The organism is Streptomyces deserti, from assembly GCF_054782695.1.
Map to the genome: position 1 here is coordinate 1 of NZ_BAAGRZ010000049.1, position 20614 is coordinate 20614.

Sequence of the window (20614 nt, forward strand, 5' to 3'; positions counted from 1 at the left end):
CATCGAGTCCTCCACCCGGCTCGGCCGGCACCGTTGGACGATCGAGCGCACCATGTCCTGGCTGGGCGGCTGCCGACGCCTGCACCGCCGCTACGAATGCAAGGCCGAACACTTCCTGGCCTTCACCGCCATCGCCTGCAGCCTCATCTGCTACCGCAGACTCACCAAATGAGACGACGTCTTATACGCTCCGCCGTCTGGCGACGAACGATTCCCGTGGTCTCCATGAGGACCGACCCTAGTCAAGCAGGCGCGAAGCGCGCCTGAGGCGCAGGACCTACTCCCAGCGACCGATGAACCCCGCAGCTTTTGGCTCGGAGCGACCAACTTCCGTGCTCAGAGTGGCCAGCGGAAGTGCTCAGTCAAGGCGGTCCGCGCCGACGACCTGCCCAGCCTCCACACCTTCGTCAACGGCCTCGAACGCGATCTCGCCGCCGTCACCGCCGGCCTAACACTGCCGTGGAGTTCCGGCGTAGTCGAAGGCCACGTCAACCGAATCAAAATGATCAAGCGCCAGTGTACGGCCGGGCCGGCTTCGACCTGCTGCGGAAGCGAGTCCTGCTGGCCTGACCGCAGCTCTGTTGCTCAACGAGCAGGTCCATTCAGCTGATCGCGAGCGGCACAGGATCCAGGCCCAGCTTGCTCCGGCATGAGTCGACGGCCCGGGCGACCCAGGCCGTCACGGCGGCGCGATCTGGCGCGATCGCGTGAAGCTCACGTGCCTTCTCCTGGGCTTCGACCATCCACGGGGCCAGCGGGTCCTCTCGAAGGATTCGCTCGAAGTGATCGCGAGCTGTGTCCGGATCCCCGACCAGGGCGGCCGCGATCCCGGCGTCGAAGCAGTCCCACAGGAATCCCCGCCGCACCGGCCTGGACGTCAGGTATCGGACGACGTCTGGCAGAACCGGGAACTTCTCCCTCAGCGCGGTCACGTTCGCAGCCGCCTGTCGGCTGAGTTCGAGTGCCAGCGGCGTGAACTGTTCCTCGCTGCGGAACGGCTCAGGGCTGACTCGGACTGCGTCCACGTGGAAGGCCAGGTGGTCCACGTCGTGCCACAGCCACATCGCACCGACGTGCAGACCGCTGCCAGCAGTGCGTGGCGGGGTGAACTCCACAACCCCGAGCCACCACCCTTGATCATCAATCCATAGCCGCGACCGCCCACGCTGGGCCAGGCCGAGAGGCTTCAGGGACTCCCGCGCCGCCGAGGTGATGATCCGGAGAACCGGACTGCGATCTGCCATGACCGGCATTATCGACCGTCCTACCGACACCCCCGTCGGTACTGGGCGTCACCGTTCCACAGAAGTTGGACCAGAACCCGAAGTTCGGCAGCATCTGTTCAGCAGTTTGGGAGGCACCCGAACCGCGCTGTGTTCGATGTTCACGAGATGTGACAGCGCCCGATCCTCATCGGCGCGGCCGCCATTGGCGGGCCCTGCCGACCATTCGATGGCATGCACGGGCAGCGTCCGCTTGCCGGGGTGGCCGGGCATCGGTTAGGCGGTCAGGCGGAGCGTGGTCAGACGGTCGGGATCGGTGAGGATGTCGAGTCCGGTGATGCGGCCGTCGCGGATGGTGAACGACATGACGGACAGCGGTCGGCCCTCGGCGAATGAGACAACGCCGGGTGTGCCGTTGACCAGGACGAGGCGTGCGTCCGCCGCGAAGCGGGCGAAGGTGATCGCCTGGGATGCCACGTCGGACGCGCCGCGTCGCAGGATGCTCGGAACGAGCGTGCCGCCGTCGGAGCGCGCGACCACATCGGGGTCGAGGACGGCCAGGAGCGCTTCGAAGTCGCCCCCGCGGGAGGCGGTGAGGAAGGCGTCCACGACATTGCGCTTCCGGGCGAGGTCCGTGTCGGCCGCCGGGGCGGCACCCTGAACCCGGCGGCGGGCGCGGCTGGCGAGCTGCCGCGTGGAGACCGTCGTCCGGCCGAGGATGGGGGCGATGTCGTCGAAGGGCACGTCGAACATGTCGTGCAGGACGAAGGCGAGTCGCTCGGCCGGGGAGAGGGTCTGTAGGATGATCATGAGTGCGATACCCACCGAATCCGCGATCAGGATCTCCTGCTCGGGGTCGACGCGGGACAGCGCGGTGACCACCGGGTCCGGCAGCCGGATTGACCCGTCCTGCTCGGGCAGCGGGTCCTCGCGTCGCGAGGTACGCGAGCGCAGCATGTCCAGGCATATCCGGCCCACGACCGTGGTGAGCCAGGCGCCCAGGCTTCACGTCGCTCACATCGGTGCGGCTGAGCTTGAACCACGCCTCTTGGACGGCGTCCTCCGCCTCGGCGAGCGACCCCAGCATCCGGTAGGCCACCGCCCGCAGCGCGGGCCGCTCCGCCTCGAAACGGTCGGCCAGAAAAAAGTTCTCGCTCACCTGTCACACCCCCGTGGCCGGGTCCGTCGGTCCAGTGACAGACGCTAACGGATCACCAGGAGAGCATCAGATGAACGCCGCGATCACCACCACTGCCCGGATGAAGAACCCCGCCCTGGTCCTGCCGGACGCCATGAAGGGCATCCAGAACATCTACAAGGCCATGTACCAGGGCGGCGTCTCCCCGCAGATCCTGGAGCTGGTCCACCTGCGGGCCAGCCAGATCAACGGCTGCAGCGCCTGCGTGTTCGCCGGCGTGGCGGGTGCGAAGAAGCACGGCGAGAGCGACGAACGCCTGCACGCCGTGGCTGCCTGGCGCGAGGCGCCGTTCTTCACCGACGAGGAGCGCGCGGCCCTGGCCCTGACCGAGGTCGCCACCCGGATCGCTGACCGCTCCGGGAAGGCCGTCCCAGACGAGGTGTGGAACGAGGCCGCAGACCACTTCAACGAGGAGCAGCTCTCCGCGATCATCCTGATGATCAGCCTCACCAACTTCTTCAACCGCATCAACACCACCATCGAGGAGCCCGCAGGCACCACCTGGTAACCGGCGCTGCTGACCTGTCGTCAGGGGCCCAAGGTGCATGCCGTCCCCAGCGACGGTGCTGGTGGTCGCGGAGCTCCGCCACCAGCACTGGCTCGGGCCCCCAAGCGAAGTCACACGCGGGACCAGCGCTGCCCAAACTCGTGAACAGTTCGACTCCCGCCCTTGCTCCATCCGCCTCTGAGGCGCCGTGCTACTTGACCCGCCCGGCTGGCACCGGCTGGGGGAGCGCGAAGCACCGCACTGGCCGTACGTGAGAGCGGTCGACCAGGCCCCTGGCCGACCGCGGGATTCCGCCCGGTATCGTCCGGGCCGACGTCGCCCTGCGCCCGTACTACGACACCGACGGCCACGACAGGATTTTCATCCTCCTCATCTGGGACGTCAGCCGCACCGGCACCCGGGGCGGGGTGCGGCTCGCCTGGGACGACGACACGGGCTGGTCCCACGCCCTGCTCGGCTCCGACACCCGGCCAGGTGCTTCTCGAAGCCCCCGTCGCCTCGCTGCGCCGTGTCTTGGCAAGCCCGGACGATGTCGCCGAAGGGCTCGTGCACCACTGGCGTACACCCGACGTAGAGCACGGCGCGGAGTGGGACCAAGCCCCGCAGCTGCGATCCGCCCTGGAGGAATTCCACCGCCTCAGGGCCACGTAGGACGATGCCTGCTGGTGTCACGCCAAACGGCGGCCCGCTCGACGCCGCGATGTGGCGGGCGCACGCATGCGTGGTGGCTGTGCCGCTCGTAGGCTGGTGCTGCTCGGGGCTAGCGTGGAGGTGCCTCATGCCCCGAACCGTATGGTCAGGCGCCATCTCCTTCGGTCTGGTCACCGTGCCGATCAACGTGCAGAGTGCCACGGAAGATCACAGTGTCCACTTCCACCAGTACCACCTGGAGGACATGGGCCGCGTGAGGGTGCGCAAGTTCTGCGAGACCCGAGGACCGCGAAGTCCGCAATGACGAGATCGGTAAGGGCTACCAGCTCACCAAGGAGCAGGTCATCCCGATCAGCGACGACGAACTGCGCGACCTGCCCCTGCCTACGGCCAAGGCCATCGAGATCGAAGCGTTCGTGCCGCTGGAGTCCGTGGACCCGATCCGGATCGGCGAGGGCTACTACCTCCAGCCGGCCGGGCAGGTCGCCCACAAGCCCTACAAGCTGCTCGCCCAGGCCCTGGGCCGCTCCGCCAAGGTCGCCGTCGCCAAATACGCCTGGAGCGGTCGGGAACGCCTCGGCCTGCTGCGATGCTGCCGCCGCCGGAGTTCCAGGACACCTACACCGAGGCCCTGGAACAGATCATCGAAGCCAAGCGGGAGCACCGCGAGCCGCCGGCCCTGCCGGAGCCGGAGGGCGAGTCCGGCCGGATCGTCGACCTCATGGCCGCCCTGACCCAGTCCGTACAGAAGGCACGGGCGGACCGCGGCGAGGACGCCGACGTCCACGACATGCCGAAGAAGAAGATTACGGCGAAGAAACAGCCCGCCAGGAAGACCGCGGTGAGGAAGACATCGACGCGCAAGCCGCGCAGGAGCGTGAGGTTGGAGCGCGGACGGCGCCGACGCGTGGCCGCGGCGAGCAGCACGAGGCGGTCGGCAAGCGACGACTCCGGGCAAGGACTACGCCGAGGGCGAGGTCACTGGACTCCCTGCCGCGCCCGCAAGGCACTGACTGCCTAACCACGGCATGCCCGATCTCTCACGTGGCCGGGGTGCGTCGCCCTCGGAAATCCACTCAGCGTCCCGTCGTGGTCGTGCGGGAGAACCGCGCAGTCCTGGCACCAGCAGCGTCGCCCCAGCGATGGGCTGGGGCGGGCTGGGTGGGAGTCGGCCCCGAGCGGGGCGGAGTGGTCTCAGCTGTGGAAGCTGATGTATCCGTTGCCGTCAGGATCGTTGCTGGACTTGGTGTAGGTGTGGACGTCGGCGCGGCTGCCTGAGGGCTTGTACAGGTAGATGGTGTCCTTGTCGTTGTTCCACAGGAAGTTGCAGTTGTCGCGGTAGACGACGTTGTGGGTGTCGGAGTCGGTGCCGTGGCCGCCGCGCAGCTTCACGTAGTCGCCGGGTTGCAGGTAGTGGTTGGCGGTGAAGGTGAAGCGGTTGCCGGTGGCGTCCTTGACGACGTAGCCCTTGAGGTTGACCGTCGAGCGGGCGGAGTAGTTCTTCACCGTCAGGTATTCCTCGTCGGTGTTGCCCGAGGAGCAGCTGTTGGAGTCCCGGCCGGGTGCGTCGTACTGCACTCCGCGGATCTTCAGCGCCGAGCTGTACTCGGCGGCGTGTGCCGGCACCAGGGTCAAGGCGGTCAGGGCGCCGGCGGCAACAGCGGCAGCGGTGACGAGGTTCTTACGCAAGAGCTGGCTCCACATGGTTGAGCGGGTGGTGTCGCCTGTGCACGACACCCACCCCGGGGCCGGCGGTTGCGCGGGATGAGGACCTTCACCCCTTCGAAGGACGCAGAGACACACAGCCAGCACCGGCGGCTGGGGCGCCGGTGCTGCTGGAGACCGGCCCCCGCACCGAGGACGCGAGACTGACCTGAGCGACACCAGTGCGCCCGGCCCACGCTCACGAGTGGAGCCGGGCGCCGGTGCCAGGGGCCCGGAACGAGGCAACGCCGGAGCCCTTGTTCGCGCATCCGCTCGGGGGACGGACGTTCTTGGCGCGATCACCTGATCAACACGGGCCGGACAGCACGTCACGCCCGCGCACAAGATCTGCACAGGCTGCGTCCGGCAGCACGGCCGCGTGCTGTGCCGACGAAAGTCAAAGGTTCCAGTCAGTGTGATCCCCTGGGATCGCAATGGATCGCACAATTCTCTCCTGCCGAGGTGGTGAGTTGCTGCGGTATGCATGGCTTCATCCCGTCGAAGAGGTGGGGCTGAATCCGGCTGGCATGGGACGGCAGATACGGGGAACAGCCCGTCGCTTTGTGTGCTTCTTGTGACAGCTTGTGTGGCCCAGGTGACCGTATGGCTCGCCGATTCTGACTGTCTGTCTGACTTCCGTGGGGGAAGCTGATGCATTCACGTGCGCAGAGCACGCCGCTGTGGCGTGCCCGAAGAACACGCAGAACCGCTCTCCTGTCCGCGCTCACGACCGCCGCCGTGGTGCTCTCGGCGGCACCGGGGCTGGCTGCGCCGCCTAGGCCGGAGTTACCGGAGCCGGAGAGCCCCTGGACGAGACCGACGAAGGTCGAGGCGCCCTCGACACCGGCCGGGTCGGTCAAGGCACCGGAGTCCCAGGCGGAGGCCGAGCCGTCGCCCGAGGTCGCCGCGTGGCGGGCGGCGCAGCAGGCCCGTACTGCGGGAGGGAGGGCCGGGGCCGAGCGTGCGGGGGCCGCTGCCGAGGCCACCTCGTTCGTTCCGGAGGGCCAGGGTGAGGTGCCCTGGCACCGGATCATCGACACGCGTCTGAACGACGCGATGGTGGCGCGGGTCAACGTCTCCAACGGCAACCTGATGCTGGCGGCCACCGACTTCGACATCGCCGGTGTGGGCCAGAAGCTGCAGCTGGCGCGGACGTACAACTCCCTTGAAGCGCCCTGGGGGAAGGTGTCGCAGCGCTGGTGGCAGGCGTACGAGCGCTACCTCCAGTTCGGTGACGGGGAAGTGATCGTCTACGACGCCACCGGCAACACACTGCGGTTCAAGGAGACGAGCACCGGCGGTTACACCACGCCGACGGGCTACTCGAAGGACCTGAAGAAGAACGCGGACGGCACCTACGCCCTGACCGACCGCAAGTCGGGCACGAAGGACACCTACGACGAGCACGGCACGCTGACGAAGGTCACGGACAAGAACGACGGCGTGATCACCGTCGACCAGCACGGCGAGGATGGCGAGCACAAGGGCTTCAAACTGACCGAGACCCGCTCGGGCCGCTGGATCGACCTGGTGAAGACGAACCCCAGCCAGTGGCAGGCCAAGGACCACACGGGCCGCACGGCCGTGTTCGACCTGGACCCGGCGGGCAACCTGGCCAAGGTCACCGACACCGACGGCAAGGCCACTGCCTACGCGTACGACTCCTCACGCCGCCTGACGAAGGTGACCACCCCCGAGGGCACCATTACGCTGTTCAGCTACGACGCCCACAACCGCGTCAGGTCGATGCAGCGTGCCACCGAGGTGACGAGCAGCGGTCACATCGGTCCGACCTGGCGCTACGACTACACGGCCGCCAGCCCCTCCGACGCGGGCACCACCACGGTCACCGACCCCGACGGCGACGCGACGCAGTACGTGCACAACGCGGACGGCGAGGTCACCAAGGTCACCGACGCGTTGGGCCACTCCCGCCACGCCAAGTACACCGACCACCTGCTGCAGACCGCCATCGACGCGATGGGCACGGGCGCGGACGGCACCGGCGGCAACACCACGACCTACGGCTGGGACGGCCGCAACAACGCCCTCTCGCAGAAGCTTCCGCTCGGTGCAACGGCGTCGGTGACGGCTTATCAGACCGTTGCCGGCACCGACCTGCCCAACGACTTCACCACCGCGGACGGCCGCAAGGACACCTTCAAGTACGACACCAACGGCAACACCATGTCGGTCACCACGTCCGGCACCGCCGGCGGCACCCGCGAGTACACCTACAACAAGGACACCCCGACCTGCGGCGGCTTCGAGGGCCAGCGCTGCACCGCCAAAGACGCCAACGGCAAGGTCACCTCCTTCGAGTACGACACCAAGGGCAACCTGTGGAAGGTCAAGCCGCCGGCGCCGCTAGGCGAGACGACGTACACGTACGACGCGCTGGGCCGCGTGGAGACGGTCAAGGACGGCCGGAACATCACCACCCTCTACGCCTACGACAACCGTGACCGCGTCCGCGAGGTCTCCTCCACCAACCCCACCGTTAAGTTCACCTACGACGGCGACGGCAACGTTAGGACCCGCACGGACGCCTCCGGCACTACGGGCTGGACCTACGACAAGCTCAACCGCGAAAGCGTCCGCACCCTGCAAAACGGCGCCCAGACGGCGCTGGCCTACACCCCGGGCGGCGAGGTCGACCACTACACCGACCCGACCGGCAAGACCGACTACACCTGGGACAAGGCCGGCCGCCTGGACTACCTGACCGCCCCGGACGGCAAGAAGACCGACTTCGACTACGACAACAACGACAAGCGCACCAAGACCGTCTACCCCGGCGGCACGACGCAGTCGGTGACCATCGACGACAACGGCCGCCCCGAGGCCGTCAAGACCACCTCGGGCACGACCACCCTGATCGACCTGACCTACGACTACAAGAACACCGCGGGCAAGGACACCACCAAGATTCGCACCCGCACCGACAACCTCACCAAGTACAAGACCACCTACGACTACGACTCCCAGGACCGCCTCCGCTACGCCCTGGAAGCCGACGCCGCCGGTGCCCGCAAGGCGTCGTGGCTGTACTGCTGGGACAAGGCCGGCAACCTCACGTCCCAGGACGGCAGCAAGAACGCCTGCCCCGGCGGCACCACCTACACCTACGACGACGCCAGCGAACTGACCGGCAAGAACGGCTCCACCACCGGTTGGTCCTACGACAAGCTCGGCAACGAGACGGCGGGCGCGAGCACCACCGCCCGCACGAACGAGACGTGGACGGACTACAGCCAGCTCTCCACCATCACCGCAGGCGGCAAGAGCTACGACCTGGTCCACGCCGGCACGGACAACTCCGAGCGCACGAAACTGGGTTCGACCTGGTTCCACCACACCGCGCTCGGCCTGGCGTCCACGACCACCAACGGCGTCGACACCGGATTCATCCGCGAACCGGCGGGCACCTTGAACTCCATGACGACTGGGGGGAAGTCCTACTACTACCTCACCGACGCCACGGGCAACGTCCTCGGCCTCGTCGACGACACGGGCAAGCGCACCCACACCTACGCCTACGGCCCCACCGGCCTGCCCCGCGGCACCACCACCGAGACAGTCCCCCAGCCCCACCGCTACGCGGGCACGTATCTGGACCCGACGGGCCTGTACAAGATGGGCCACCGTTACTACGACCCGTCTCTCGGCCGCTTCACCCAGCCGGACCCGTCGGGGCAGGAGACCAACTCTTACCTGTATGCGGCAGGCGATTTCATCAACAACACTGACCCCTCCGGACTGTTCAGCTTCTCCGACATACTCGACAAGGGCAGCGACGTTTTCGGAGTTGTCACAGGCTGCGTGGCGGGAGTCGGAGCTGCGGCAGAAACCGGAGCCATCACCTACGCCGCCGCAGTGGGCGGCGTGGTCGGCGGCGGAGTCGGCAGTGCTGTAGGTGCCGGTGCTGCCGTAGTCGGCAGTTGCGCGCTCGGAGGCGCCGCAGGGTACTACGGAGCGGACATCCTCACTTACGGGTAACACGTGAGGAGTAGCTAGATAGGGGACTACGGCCTCGGTAGATCGCTTTGGGCCGGGATTTCCTTCCCGGCCCATCAGCTTGAATGCGTAGAGGGGTGGTGGAATGCGGCGGAAGGGTGCATCAATGGATGATGCAACACGGGTAGTGCGAATCTTTTCTGCGGTTTTGATCGTAGGAGGGATATGTGCCTGCGTTGCAGGAGCCGTTACTGGCGATGCTGTGCCGATCGCACTCGGAGTTGTTGCTGCAGTCAGCGGAGTGGTTCTGGCGGTCCTCGCCTTTCTAGGGCATCGGAAGGCTCGCTCCTGACACGAGGACGGCTGGGCGGGGGACCGAGGCACGCCCACCCCCGCCCACCTGGTGTCAGCCGACTTCGCAAAAAGCGCACGTTTGCAGTTGCCCAGACGGCAGCGGGGCCGGGCAGGATTGCCGTGCCTGGCCCCGCTTCTCACGCCCGGCGCACGCCGACGGCGAGCGGCCACCACGCGCCTGCAGACCCGCACGCACCTGCTGTGGCTCGCCCAGCAGATCACCGAAGCCCGTACGACGGCCCAGGCCGCCCTCGACATAGCCGGAGACGGCCCATACCCGCCTGCCGGACGTCCTCGACCTCACCCTCGCGCCCCAGCTCCACGCCGAACACATGCCCCCCGGCGCGCAGCAACTCGCCGACGCCGTGCACCAGGTCCGCCGGGGCGCCGGGCCGCTGGCCGCCGCCCCACCCCGTGAGGCCCGGCGCATGCTCACACGCCTGGCCGACGATCTCGCGCAGGCAGAGGAGTTCCTCGAGCGCGCGTGCTACGACGTACGGGGCGCCGACCTGAGGCCGCCACCCGGTGGCCCGAGCAGCAGCGCGAGCAGATCCGTACCGGCTCCGACCTGGGCGACGGCATCCATCAGATCCGCGACCGCTGACATGCAGCGTCCCGGCGGCACGGGGGGACCACCGGGACGGCAGCACCCAGCCTACGCAGCACCGTTCACCCCGCGTGCGGGATCGCGCGAAGTGTCCGGATGCGGTCGCCCGGCCGGCGGCGCCTCCGGTTCGTCACTCCTGCCCCGGCAGCCTCAGCCCCTCCTGTGGACTCTTTCAGCCAGGCACCGTCGCGGCAGCTTCATGCGGCGCCAACCGTCTCAACGGGGCCGCCGCCTTGGGGGTTACGGAAGCAGGGCTATAGACGTGGGCAGGCCGACGCGCCTGGCGATGGAGTTCTGAAGTTGGTGTGGGAGCCGCAGGCGGGAGCCTACTAACCGCCTGCTGAGCCTTCGCCCATCCCTGTTGTCAGCGGTGAGCCGTACCTTGAGAGCAGCGCCTTCTACGCATTGCTACTAGGTGGGGGACATCTGTGGCGAACGGTGTATGGCATTCGGGCCTCCAGCGGATTCTCGAACTCGACAAGGAAGACCTCGGCCTGGGCGGCGCTGGACCGAGCGTGCCCGAGCTGATCGAGAGCCTGCTGCAGCCTGTGGCGGAGCGTGATCGGGAACTCCTTGTCTGCGTGGAGAGCAGCCAGGGCCGACAGTGCAAAGCCGAACTGAGCGGGGTGAAAAGCCCGCACATGTACGTGCGGAAACACCGAGGTCCCGACGGCGCCCTGCGGCTGCGCGCCGCCCACCTTCCCACTGTGCACGAGATGACGCCGGAGGAGAGCGACAGGCACAAGGCCATGAAGGACTTCCTGGCCCGCACCGCGCAGGGAGCCGGCCTCGAGGTCCACGTTGAGAAGACCACCAAGATCCGGACGTCCAGGCCAGACGTGACGATCATCGGTTCCGGTGGTGTGAGCTTGGGATGCGAAGCCCAGTACTACAACGCCAGCGCGGGCACCGTGCTCCGTCGGTCGAAGGCCCACACCGACGCCGGGCTGGCCGCCAACTGGATTACCCACGACGACAGGTTCCACCTGATCGACCGGGCCAACTGGATGCTGACGCGGCAGGTGACCTGGCGAGAAATCAGCAGCGCGGCAGACCTTGTCCTAGTGGGCGGCTTCCGTGTCCTCGTCGAGTGGCGATGCACTGCGAGTGCTGAGCGTCCCTGCCCGGACAGCCGAGTGAAGACAGGCTGCGGGAAGGTACACCTGCAGTGGGACACTCCTCGCCGCCTAGACGATGAAGGCACCGGATGGACCGGCCATGAGGGCAACACGCGAGGCGTCACGGTCGGGCAGACGCTCATAGGCGCGGCAACCGGCAGCGTGGCACCGCTGTTCGTCCCCTCCCGCAAGGATCGGCGTGCTGGCGCATACATGTGGGTTTCCGCAGATGACCGGACCAGATGGAATGACTACCGGAGCGCGGAGACCCCTGATCTCGAGGAAGGGCAGGTCCCTGAAGAGGACATCCGGTTCTCGGGTAACGACGCGGATACCACGTGCAAGTTCGGCGAGCCCACTTGGTTCCCCGGCACGCCTCTGGAGCGCCGCGGTGCCTACGGCGTGGAGCTGACGATCACTGTCGACAACCCAGCGCCAACCCGGACCACTGCTTCGGTTCCTGGTCCTTCCAGCGTCTGTGAATCCCGCGCCGTCGTACGCTTCAAAGCACCGGATATCCCACGTCCTCGTCCAGGCGTATGCGAGACCGGCACGCCGAGGTGCGGACAGCCAGCCCGCCTCTACGCGGCCGGTTGGCGATGTGAAGCGCACCGCCCGTAACGGGGAGGGACACAAGCAGGTTCGTGCGGTGGCTGACGGGGCCGCTGGGCGCCCGGTCTCGGATGCAGTGTGAGCAGGCCGGCGTGGCGCGCGGCCTCAGCCTGTGGCGAACACGGGGATAGCTGGTCTGGGGGAGAGACGAGACCGTTCGGAATGTCAGTGCCATGGTCTACGGTCGTGGCGTCCTGCACGGGACCGTTGCGCTCTCGCCTGGCCTCCAACTCCGGCCAGGCGAGAGCGGCGATGCCCGCATCCCCCAATTTTTCGGCACAGGGGCGGGCCCTTCCGGATGGAAGGCCGACACCCAACGGCGTCTTGTTCCATTGACCCGTTTTCGGCGTGCAATTGCAAGGAGAACCGGGAACTTCCACCCTTCAGCGCGCCGACTTGCCTCCCTGGCTGTCACCGCCCACCCGACTGTCCGTGATCGTCATTGTTCCGTGATTCCTTGATCACGTGGCGTAGTAACTACCGCTCTGGCCATGCTGGTTGCCCTCCCCGGTAGAGCGGCTGGCACCCGCCTGCCCGGGGCGCCGGTGGTCTTCCGGATGGGCCGCCGGTCTCCAGTAGGCCGACCTCCCCAAGAGATAGGCGGTATTCATGAAGACCCGACCGATAGTGGTCATCTCGGTCACCGCGACGGTGTTCGCCTGGAGCGGGGTGATGGTGGCCACCGGCCAGACGGCCGCCGTCGCCGCGCTCGCCCCGGCCCTCGCGCTGACCGTGCAGCAGATCGTCCACATCGTCCGCCCCCACACCGCGTCCGGCGACGGCAACCGCCCGGCCGTGGCCGCGGACAAGGAGGACGACGCCCCGTGACGCCACCCATCGAGCCGCCGTCGCCCCCTGACAGATCCGTCGCCGCACGCCGCGGCCGCAAGCTCGGGCCGATCGCGGCCACCGTCGGCAGCGCGCACCGCGCCTGGCTGGAGCCGGTGCGAGGCGCCTACCTTACGAGCGGACTGACCCTTAGCGAGCTCAGCACCCGGGTCAGCTTCGCCAAGTCCAAGATCTCTGAACTGCTGCGCGGAGTCGGCCTCTACCCGCGCTGGGAGATCGTCCTGCTGCTGGCCGTCGAACTGGACATGCCCAGCTGGCCCCTGTACCGGCTGTGGCGCCAGGCCGCTTTCGAGGCGCACAAGAGCAGCGAGTGGGTCGAACGCTGCACCCAGGGCACCACCCTGACGACCACCGACGCCACCCCTGCCCCCTTGGACCACCAAGCCTTCCGCGAAATGGTGGAGTGCGACTACCTCCTCTACGCCCAGGTCTTCCTCGACAACGATCAGCGCGACACCGCTGTGTCCGACACCTTCGACATCCTCTGGCTGTCCTGGAACGACGCCCTCGCCAGCCACGACACCCGCCGCTTCGCCTGGAACGTCCTGCGCGCCACCGTCATGGCCCGAACGCCCCACCTGGACGGCCGGCCCGAGCTGGGCAGGGCCGCCTTCGACACCGTCGCTCTGCAGTCCCTCACCGACCCGGCCGACTGCATGAACCAGCTCACCGAAAGCCTGGAACTGTTCACCGCCATCAGTCGCCTGCCCGCCCACCAGCTCGACGTCATCGTGCTGCGCCGCCTGTGCGGATTCTCCCCGGAGCGCGTCTCCGCCCTCCTCGGTGCCTCGCTTGCCGCCGTCCGCTCCGACGAGCGCCATGCCACCCGCTTCCTGGAAAGCGTCATCTGCCCGCCGCCGTCCGAAGGGAACACCCCGTGACCCGCATCGAAGAACTCCTCTCCAGAGCTCTACTGGTCCATGAGCGCACCGTCCCCCGCGACCTTGTCCCCCAGCCCGCCAACAACACGCCCCCACCCGGCGACCCCGCACAGACCAGCACACCCAACGGCGCGGCCGAGGACCTGCGTACCCTGTGCGAGACCCTCGTTACCCACACACCGCCCACAGAGATCGCCGACTTCGTCACCGATCAGGTCCCCGAGCCACGCAGCGCACTCGTCCTCGCCTGCGTCCTGCAGCTCACCGACACGGATGAAGGCGCACGCTTTTGGTGGCAGTACGCCGCCGGAGCCGGACAGGCTGCCGCCGCCTACTGCCTCTACCTGCACCACCTGGCCCTGGGCGAGGAAGACACCGCCGACTGGTGGCACCGCCAGACAGACGACGTCCAGCCCCCGCCCGAGCCCACCACACCCGACGAACAGCCTGAGGCCTCCTGCATCCGCGACTGGCACCCGGCCAACCACCGCATCACCAGCACCTCCACCACGACCATCCTGAGAATCCTGCGCCACCTGTCCAAGCACACCGTCCGCTCCCAGTCCACCGCGGTCACCAACCTCATGGCCTACATCCCCGGCGCAGTCACCGCCGGCTACCTCAGCGAACCCGACACCGAACTGCCCCTGCCCGGAGCCGGATTCGCCCACCGCATCAACGCACTGCTCACCACGGCAGACCCGCTCCGCAGCCGCACGGCTCCCAACCGCCGCGGCCCACATGACAGGGAGCGCACCTCACCCCGGTCGGACGCCGCCAACACCGTCCAGAGAGCATGACGGCAGATGGAAAGATGCGAACCCGATACGCCGTACGCACCACTGGACGTTTCGTCGGGTCAGGCTTTGGCGGATGTGGGAGCGGGTGCAGCATTCGCACGACGCCGTCAGGCGTCGTAAAGGGAGTGCATCACCTCCGCCCACTGCTGAGGCCGGGCAGCCTCGCAGTCAGCGCAGCGGCGCCCTGCGATCCAGATGCGGGCCGGGTAGTCCTGCTGAGAGGAGGGGCGGGTGCGGCCGTACTCGATCCGGAGCGGTCGCGAGCACAGCGGGCAGGGGTCTCCATAGAGCGGTTCGTTGATCATGCGGCGGACTGTGCACACGTCGACGGCTTACCGTCTCGCGCTGGCCGGGCGGCCCGCCTGGCGGGCGCTCCGGTAAAGACTTGGTGATGGTCTCCCGCCCGGCGGGAAGGACCCTGGATCGCGCTTTTGTGCAGGTCAGTGCCGGGGTTCCATGGGCGGATGATCAGCATGTCGCCAGTTCGCCCGGGGAACGGGTGGCGCTACCTCTTCCGTGGCGTGATGGTCGGCGACGGCCACCGCCCCGCGGGCACGCCGCTTGGCGGCCCAGGACGAAGCCGGTGTCCCGCCCGGCGTGTGGAAGGGCCGGGGCCTGGCCGCGCTTGGCCTCAAGGACGGGGACGTGGTGACCGAGCGGCAGGCCGAACTGCTCCTGGGGGAGGGTCGGCATCCGGACGCCGACCGGATCGAGCGCGAGCTCCTGGCGCAGGGCAAGAGCCCGGCGCAGGCGAGGCGGGCGACCGTGCTGGGCAGGCCCATCGAGCACAACCGCTCACCCAAGACCGACAAGGCCAAGGAGCGCACCCCCTGGCTGGGCTTCGACTTGGTGTTCCGGCCCCCGCCGACGGCACACCTCGCGTGGGCGCTGGGCGATGACAAGACCCGCCTGGTGCTGGAGCTCTGTGAGGACATCGCCCGCGACAAGACGCTGACGTGGCTGGGGGAGTCGGTCGCGGAGATCCGCTGGAAAGCCGGCGGCAAGCAGCGCGCCCGGGTCAAGGACGGGCTGATCGTCGCGGTCTTCCGGCACTACGAGTCGCGGGCCGGGAAGCCGCTGCTACACGATCACGCCATCGTGTCGATCCGCGTCCGGCGGCCGGACGACAAGGAAACGTGGGGCAACCTGTCAGCGGACTCGCTGATGACCCACATCGTCGCCGCCGACACCCTCTACACCCTGTATTTCATGGAGGAGGTGTCCGCCCGGCTCGGGTGGGCGTGGGAGCCGCGCGAGGTGACGCCCGGCCGCCGGCCGGTCATGGAGATCGCGGGCATCGACCAGCGGCTCATCGGCTGGCAGTCCACCCGCCGCCAGCAGATCGAGGATGCGCTGCCCGTCCTCACCGCCAAGTACGAGGAATGGCAGGGGCACCCGCCGGGGGAGCGGGCCGCCTACGCGCTGGCCTGCCAGGCCGCCGACCAGACGCGCCCGCCCAAGCGCACGGAGCTGCTGTCGCTGACCGAGCTGCGCAAGCGATGGCGGGCCTCAGCGATCCGGGCCTACGGCGCCGACGTCGTCGACCGGCTGGCGGAGCGGGCGCGGGCGGCGGCCGCGGCGGTATGGGCGCGGGTGCGGCCGGTGGTCGACATAGCGCTGGCGGCCGTCGACGTCGTCGCCGTGGTGTATGTGATGCGCGGCGCGTTCAAGCGCCACCATCTGCTCGCCGAAGCCCGCCGCCACCTCTCCTACGTCCTGCGCGGCCGACCCCACCAGGCGGGCCTGGACGAACAGATCGTGCAGACGGTCGTCGACGACTACACCCGCCCGGCCAGCCGTCGGATGATGACCGCCGACCTGCGCTCCCTGTACCCGCGCGACACCGAGGACCAGGCCGTGCTGCGCCCGCTGACCCGCAAGCGGACCGCCCCGCCGTACGAGCGGGCCCGCCTCGCCGCCGACGCCCTGGCCGCCCGGGTCCACGCGGTGCGCCGTGCGGAGCGCTTGGGCTCCCGCGCCCGACCGCGCACCGTCGCCGTGCCCGCCGCCTCGAGGCCGCGCCCGCGGCCGTTCCGCACCGGCCCGAAGGACGGCCGCCTCCTGGAGCCGGAGACCGGCGTCGACACGGTGGAGCAGACCCGCCGGACCTTCGAAGCCGCCGCCTGGCTGGCCGCCAAGCTCCAGGACGGCAAGCGGGAGCGCGCCGTCGCCCACGGCCCCCGGCCACAGCTCGCCCCGGCGACGGCCCCGCAGCCGCACACCCAGCAGCCCGGCACCCAGCACACACCGGGCCGGACCACAGGAGGAGTCGCATGAGCATCCCGGAAGAACGCCCCAACCCCGACGACGCACTCGCACGCGCCCACGCGGCCCGCGCGAAGATGGCCGCCGCGCTCAACGAGGACCAGGAGCCCGAGCCCGATGAGCCTCTGGGATGGCAGCCGATCTGGAAGCGCCCCCGGAAGCTGAAGTCCAAGGCGGCGAAGAAGCAGGAGCTGCGCAGGCAGCGGCGGCGACTCCAGAAAGCCGGGCGGCGCCGACTCGCCGCCGGGCAGTCGCGCCGGCCTCGCTCCCGGCAGAACCGGATCGGCAACGCGGCCGCGCGCCGCGACGCCCGCGCCCTGTCCCGGCTGCGGCACTCCAGCGCCTGGCTGTGGTGACGATGCCGGACACCGTCCACTCGGTGGAGCCCACTCGATGGGCTCCACTGAGTGGAGCCCACCCGATGGGTTCCACCGAGTGGACTCCACTCTGGTGCGCACCACCCGACGATGCCCGGCACTTTGGCGCGCACCCGGTGCGCGCATCTCATTGGTGCGCGCACCGGCACCTCTGCTCCAGGTGCGGCCGGGTTCGCGCGCCCCCTTGTCCACCTCTGCTACCCGGCCCATTTCTCCTTGCCACAGCGCCTTCCGGCCGCCGATCAGATCGCGGTCAAGGGGGTGCGTGATATAGGAGCCCGCCACCCGTGGCGTGCGCCCTGGTGCGGTGCGTCGGCACCGATGGCGCGCACCGCGATGGACAGTCCGCTGCGGGGAAGCGCGCGCAACGCGGTAGTGCTGCGCACCGCCACCGCGCGGCGCGCGCACTACACGACGGTCAGGCGCACCGGGGGCGCACCGGCCGGTGCGGGGTGCGCATCGAGGGCCTGGCCCACGCCGACGGCCTCCAACTGGCGCAGGGTGTCGGCGACGTCCTCGTGGTCCTCGGTGAGTGCGTGTTTCTAAGCCCCGGTGCTGAGTAGTCTGGAGTCCTACGCTGGCCTGGTGTCCGAGGACGCCGGTCGGACCGGGGAAAGGATCTGCCGGGGCTGTGGGGAACGGCTGAGGCCGGGTGCCCGGCCCGGGGCGGAGTTCTGTTCGTCGGTGTGTCGGTCCAGGCAGTGGCGTCGGGGACGGCGACTGCGCCAGCGCCTTGCGGCCGTTCAGGACGGCACGGGCGAGGTGGAGTGCCCGGAGTGCGGAGCCCGCTGGGTAGCAGGCGTCGACCGCCGCTCCGACGCGGTGTTCTGCTCGCCACGGTGCAAGGTGAGGGCCTGGAGGCGCCGGAAGGAACCGTTCGGCGAACGGTCACAGTAACCACTGAGTGAACGCATGGTGACCCCAACTCCGGTCATCAGCCGGTCATTTGTGGTCAATCGTTGCGATCTTAGGATTTTCGGTCTGACTCTCGGTGAGGAAGCGGGCCCTGTCCCGTCACGGCCCCAAGTGCCGTGCCCCGGCCCGCGGTTGGTGGTGGAACACCATGACCGAGGAGAACGAGAAGGTCGGAAGCGTCAGCCAGTCCCGTTACGAGCAGATTGTGGCCGAGCTGCGGGACGTGGTCGAACAGCAGACGCGCGGGCAGTTCACGATCGGTGACCGGGCTCTGGAGATCGAGCCGATGCGGCAGAGGGGCGGTCCGGTCGGGGAGACGGAGTGGACGGTCGAGCAGTCGCTGGCCCGTCTGGCCGACGACATCGGGTTGAGCGTCGCCACGGTGAAGACCACGAGGTGGGTGGCGTCCCGCTGGCCGAAGGAACACCGGCAGCCCAAGATCGCGTCCTACACCGTCCACCGGTCGCTGGCGAACATTGAGGACGACGAGGAGCGGTTCGCGGCGATTGTGGTGCTGCCGGAGGGGAAGCCCCGGTGGACGACGGACGACGCGAACCGGCGGGTGGGGCAGCAGGTCGAAACCCCCATCACGCCGCAGGAGAAGGTCACCGCGATCCACTCGTTGGCACAGGACGAGGAGGTTGCCGCAGCGGTGACCACCGACTTCCTCAAGCGTCCGCAGGTGGCGGCCAAAGTGTCGGCGGAGGACAAGGTCCGGGTGGTGGAGGAGTTCACCCGCGACGAGACGGTCGCAACAACCGCCGCAACCAGCCTGCTGCGCCGTCCGGACGTCGCGTTCAAGGCGATGAGCGACGACACCGCCCGCTTCCAGGTCAACCATGCCCAGAACGAGCGAAGCCGACAAGCCCGCGAGGACTTCGAACGCACCAGCCCCGTGGCCCCGGCCGTCCGCGCGATTGACCGGTCGGTGGAGTTCCTGGACCTGGTCACCGCCTGCCACTCCTTCGTCGCCGCCGCCGGCCGCACCGTCCCCGGCCTGCGGGATCGCACCCTCAACGACGACGAACGCACGATCGTGCACGAGAACGTCGCCCGGGTTCGGGCCACCCTGGACTGGATCGAAACCGCCGTCGACACCGGCAAGGTCGACATGGACGACGAACTGGCCCGCATGCTGAAGGGCGAGTAGGCATGCCCCGAGCCTCGCGGCGGCGGGGCGATGCCGCCCGGCGGCACGCGGACACTGTCCGGTTCGTGTTGTTCGAGGCAAGACCCGCCGGTCTGCTGTTCCCTCAGCTGGTACGGGCGAGTGATCTGTCCCCCAGTCAGGTGCGGTCCGGGCTTGCGGCCCTGAAGGACCAGGCGACGGAGAAGGGCTGGCCGCCGCTGATCTGGACCAGAGCCAACGGCTACCAGCTCGGCGCCGAACGGCCCGCCCTAGAGGCATACGAACGGGCCGTGATCAGGGAGAAGCTGACCGAGTTCCGTCGGCTAATCACCGGCACCGTCGCCCCGCACGCCGCCGCCCACCCGGGCGACAAGTGGGTCAAGCACATCACCGCCCAGCTCAACTCCATTGAATCCACACTCGACCTCATCAACAGCTCCTGACCGACCACCGCGGGGGACGCCCGGATGCGGGCGGCCCCCGCAGCACTGCGGAAAGCCAACTGCCATGCGTCGCCGCCGCTATCCCTCGGACACCACCAACGCCGAATGGGCCCTGCTCGAACCCCTCCTACCCACACCGGCCTGCGACACCAGCCGCGGCGGCCGGCCGGAGAAACACCCCCGCCGCGAGGTCGTCGACGCGATTCGCTATGTCGTGGACACGGGCTGCAAGTGGCGGGCCTTACCTGCGGATTTCCCGCCCTGGCGCACAGTCTGGGGATTCATGGCCCGCTGGGCGGCCTGCGGGGTCATCGGACAGATCCGTGACCATCTCTCCGGGCGGATCCGCCGTGACATGGGCAAAGGACCCCGAGCGGTAGCGACCGTGATCGACTCCCAGAGCGTGAAGGCCGCCGAGACCGTCTCCAAAGCTACCCGCGGCTATGACGCGGGCAAGAAAATCAACGGTCGCAAGCGCCACCTGGTCGTCGACACCCGAGGACTTCCCCTGCTGGTCATGGTCACCCCCGCCGACCTGCACGACTCCGCTGCGGCGAAAGAAGTCCTGTTCCGCCTGCGCCTGATGCACCCCGAAATCACGATCGTGTGGGCCGACTCGGCTTACGCCGGGAAGCTCGTCGACTGGGCGAAACAGCACCTCAACCTGACGATCAAGCCCGTCAGCCGTCCCAAGGACGCATCCGGCTTCGTCGTACTCCCACGTCGTTGGGTCGTCGAACGCAGTCTTGCGTGGATGATGCACGCCCGCCGACATGCACGGGACTATGAACGGCTCGTCCAGCACTCCGAAACTTTGATCACCTGGGCCGCCATCACCCTCATGACCAGGCGCCTGGCGCGCAAAGGCGCAACCCCCAGCTGGCCGAGGAAACCGGCGTCTGCCGGGGGCTGACCGCCCTACCTTCCAAGAGGTATCGCCGAGGTGAGCCCAAGAGGGCATGGGGCGAGGTGGTGCGCGACGTTCATCTGCGGCACCAGCGAGCGTCGCGCCGAGCTCACCGC

At 68.6% G+C, this 20614-nt stretch carries 14 protein-coding genes and 4 pseudogenes; 14 read left to right on the forward strand and 4 right to left on the reverse strand.

What is annotated here, in order from left to right; translation table 11 throughout:
* Window positions 1-172, forward strand: a 172-nt coding sequence (locus ACYVMZ_RS37420) for a transposase (protein ID WP_461087504.1), incomplete at its 5' end; no start/stop codon positions are given.
* Between the two features lie 240 nt (window positions 173-412).
* Window positions 413-570, forward strand: a pseudogene (locus tag ACYVMZ_RS37425) (ISL3-like element ISMdi2 family transposase); the annotation flags it as partial.
* A gap of 32 nt (window positions 571-602) precedes the next feature.
* On the opposite strand, the gene ACYVMZ_RS37430 reads toward ACYVMZ_RS37425, so the two are convergent.
* Together ACYVMZ_RS37430 and ACYVMZ_RS37435 are read right to left on the reverse strand one after the other, a co-directional pair.
* Window positions 603-1244, reverse strand: coding sequence for a hypothetical protein (locus ACYVMZ_RS37430; protein WP_461087454.1), 642 nt, complete (start codon window positions 1242-1244; stop codon window positions 603-605).
* A gap of 255 nt (window positions 1245-1499) precedes the next feature.
* A pseudogene (locus ACYVMZ_RS37435) lies at window positions 1500-2382 on the reverse strand (sigma-70 family RNA polymerase sigma factor).
* Between the two features lie 70 nt (window positions 2383-2452).
* Between ACYVMZ_RS37435 and ACYVMZ_RS37440 the strand changes: the two are divergent.
* Window positions 2453-2929 carry a carboxymuconolactone decarboxylase family protein gene (locus ACYVMZ_RS37440; protein WP_037683666.1) on the forward strand — a complete coding sequence of 159 codons (477 nt, stop codon included), beginning with the start codon at window positions 2453-2455 and terminating at the stop codon, window positions 2927-2929.
* Window positions 2930-3707: 778 nt separating this feature from the next.
* Window positions 3708-4460: pseudogene (ku, locus tag ACYVMZ_RS37445) on the forward strand (non-homologous end joining protein Ku); the annotation flags it as partial.
* Window positions 4461-4774: 314 nt separating this feature from the next.
* Here ku and ACYVMZ_RS37450 read toward each other — a convergent pair.
* Window positions 4775-5284 carry a lamin tail domain-containing protein gene (locus ACYVMZ_RS37450; RefSeq protein WP_461087457.1) on the reverse strand — a complete coding sequence of 170 codons (510 nt, stop codon included), beginning with the start codon at window positions 5282-5284 and terminating at the stop codon, window positions 4775-4777.
* A gap of 651 nt (window positions 5285-5935) precedes the next feature.
* On the opposite strand from ACYVMZ_RS37450, the gene ACYVMZ_RS37455 reads away from it, so the two are divergent.
* The 5 genes from ACYVMZ_RS37455 to ACYVMZ_RS37475 all read left to right on the forward strand — a co-directional run bounded on the left by ACYVMZ_RS37455 (window position 5936) and on the right by ACYVMZ_RS37475 (window position 14462).
* Entirely contained in the window at window positions 5936-9283 is a 3348-nt protein-coding gene (locus tag ACYVMZ_RS37455) for an RHS repeat-associated core domain-containing protein (RefSeq protein ID WP_461087459.1), read from the forward strand.
* Between the two features lie 1347 nt (window positions 9284-10630).
* Complete coding sequence (locus ACYVMZ_RS37460; RefSeq protein ID WP_461087461.1) at window positions 10631-11941, forward strand: competence protein CoiA family protein; 1311 nt, start codon at window positions 10631-10633, stop codon at window positions 11939-11941.
* 600 nt (window positions 11942-12541) lie between these two features.
* Window positions 12542-12760, forward strand: coding sequence for a hypothetical protein (locus ACYVMZ_RS37465; RefSeq protein WP_461087463.1), 219 nt, complete (start codon window positions 12542-12544; stop codon window positions 12758-12760).
* Window positions 12757-13662, forward strand: coding sequence for an RNA polymerase sigma factor (locus ACYVMZ_RS37470; protein ID WP_461087465.1), 906 nt, complete (start codon window positions 12757-12759; stop codon window positions 13660-13662). Before ACYVMZ_RS37465 ends, ACYVMZ_RS37470 begins: the two co-directional genes overlap by 4 nt.
* Entirely contained in the window at window positions 13659-14462 is an 804-nt protein-coding gene (locus tag ACYVMZ_RS37475) for a hypothetical protein (RefSeq protein WP_461087469.1), read from the forward strand. The genes ACYVMZ_RS37470 and ACYVMZ_RS37475 overlap by 4 nt, the downstream gene beginning before the upstream one ends.
* A 107-nt stretch (window positions 14463-14569) precedes the next feature.
* Here the strand turns inward: ACYVMZ_RS37475 and ACYVMZ_RS37480 are convergent, their stop codons facing one another.
* Window positions 14570-14767, reverse strand: a complete 198-nt coding sequence (locus ACYVMZ_RS37480) for a hypothetical protein (RefSeq protein WP_461087471.1) — start codon at window positions 14765-14767, stop codon at window positions 14570-14572.
* Between the two features lie 219 nt (window positions 14768-14986).
* Between ACYVMZ_RS37480 and mobF the strand changes: the two are divergent.
* From mobF to ACYVMZ_RS37505, 5 genes and pseudogenes are all read left to right on the forward strand, one after another.
* A pseudogene (gene mobF, locus ACYVMZ_RS37485) lies at window positions 14987-16739 on the forward strand (MobF family relaxase).
* Window positions 16736-17083: a hypothetical protein gene (locus ACYVMZ_RS37490; protein ID WP_461087473.1), complete on the forward strand. Its 348-nt coding sequence runs from the start codon at window positions 16736-16738 to the stop codon at window positions 17081-17083. Before mobF ends, ACYVMZ_RS37490 begins: the two are co-directional and overlap by 4 nt.
* Before the next feature lie 1084 nt (window positions 17084-18167).
* Window positions 18168-19169 (forward strand): DUF6192 family protein, encoded by a 1002-nt coding sequence (locus ACYVMZ_RS37495; RefSeq protein WP_461087475.1) that lies wholly within the window; start codon window positions 18168-18170, stop codon window positions 19167-19169.
* A gap of 2 nt (window positions 19170-19171) precedes the next feature.
* Window positions 19172-19591 carry a RacP protein gene (locus ACYVMZ_RS37500; RefSeq protein ID WP_461087477.1) on the forward strand — a complete coding sequence of 140 codons (420 nt, stop codon included), beginning with the start codon at window positions 19172-19174 and terminating at the stop codon, window positions 19589-19591.
* Window positions 19592-19655: 64 nt separating this feature from the next.
* The gene (locus ACYVMZ_RS37505; protein ID WP_461087479.1) at window positions 19656-20504 is read left to right on the forward strand and encodes an IS5 family transposase; all 849 of its coding nucleotides are present in this window, start codon (window positions 19656-19658) and stop codon (window positions 20502-20504) included.
* Window positions 20505-20614 lie beyond the last annotated feature (110 nt).

Bases quoted from the DNA above. Each gene is read 5' to 3' on its own strand.
- ACYVMZ_RS37505 (WP_461087479.1), top strand. From the start codon at position 19,656: ATGCGTCGCCGCCGCTATCCCTCGGACACCACCAACGCCGAATGGGCC.
- ACYVMZ_RS37500 (WP_461087477.1), top strand. From the start codon at position 19,172: ATGCCCCGAGCCTCGCGGCGGCGGGGCGATGCCGCCCGGCGGCACGCG.
- ACYVMZ_RS37455 (WP_461087459.1), top strand. From the start codon at position 5,936: ATGCATTCACGTGCGCAGAGCACGCCGCTGTGGCGTGCCCGAAGAACA.
- ACYVMZ_RS37490 (WP_461087473.1), top strand. From the start codon at position 16,736: ATGAGCATCCCGGAAGAACGCCCCAACCCCGACGACGCACTCGCACGC.
- ACYVMZ_RS37430 (WP_461087454.1), bottom strand. From the start codon at position 1,244: ATGGCAGATCGCAGTCCGGTTCTCCGGATCATCACCTCGGCGGCGCGG.
- ACYVMZ_RS37450 (WP_461087457.1), bottom strand. From the start codon at position 5,284: ATGTGGAGCCAGCTCTTGCGTAAGAACCTCGTCACCGCTGCCGCTGTT.
- ACYVMZ_RS37465 (WP_461087463.1), top strand. From the start codon at position 12,542: ATGAAGACCCGACCGATAGTGGTCATCTCGGTCACCGCGACGGTGTTC.
- ACYVMZ_RS37480 (WP_461087471.1), bottom strand. From the start codon at position 14,767: ATGATCAACGAACCGCTCTATGGAGACCCCTGCCCGCTGTGCTCGCGA.
- ACYVMZ_RS37495 (WP_461087475.1), top strand. From the start codon at position 18,168: ATGACCGAGGAGAACGAGAAGGTCGGAAGCGTCAGCCAGTCCCGTTAC.
- ACYVMZ_RS37440 (WP_037683666.1), top strand. From the start codon at position 2,453: ATGAACGCCGCGATCACCACCACTGCCCGGATGAAGAACCCCGCCCTG.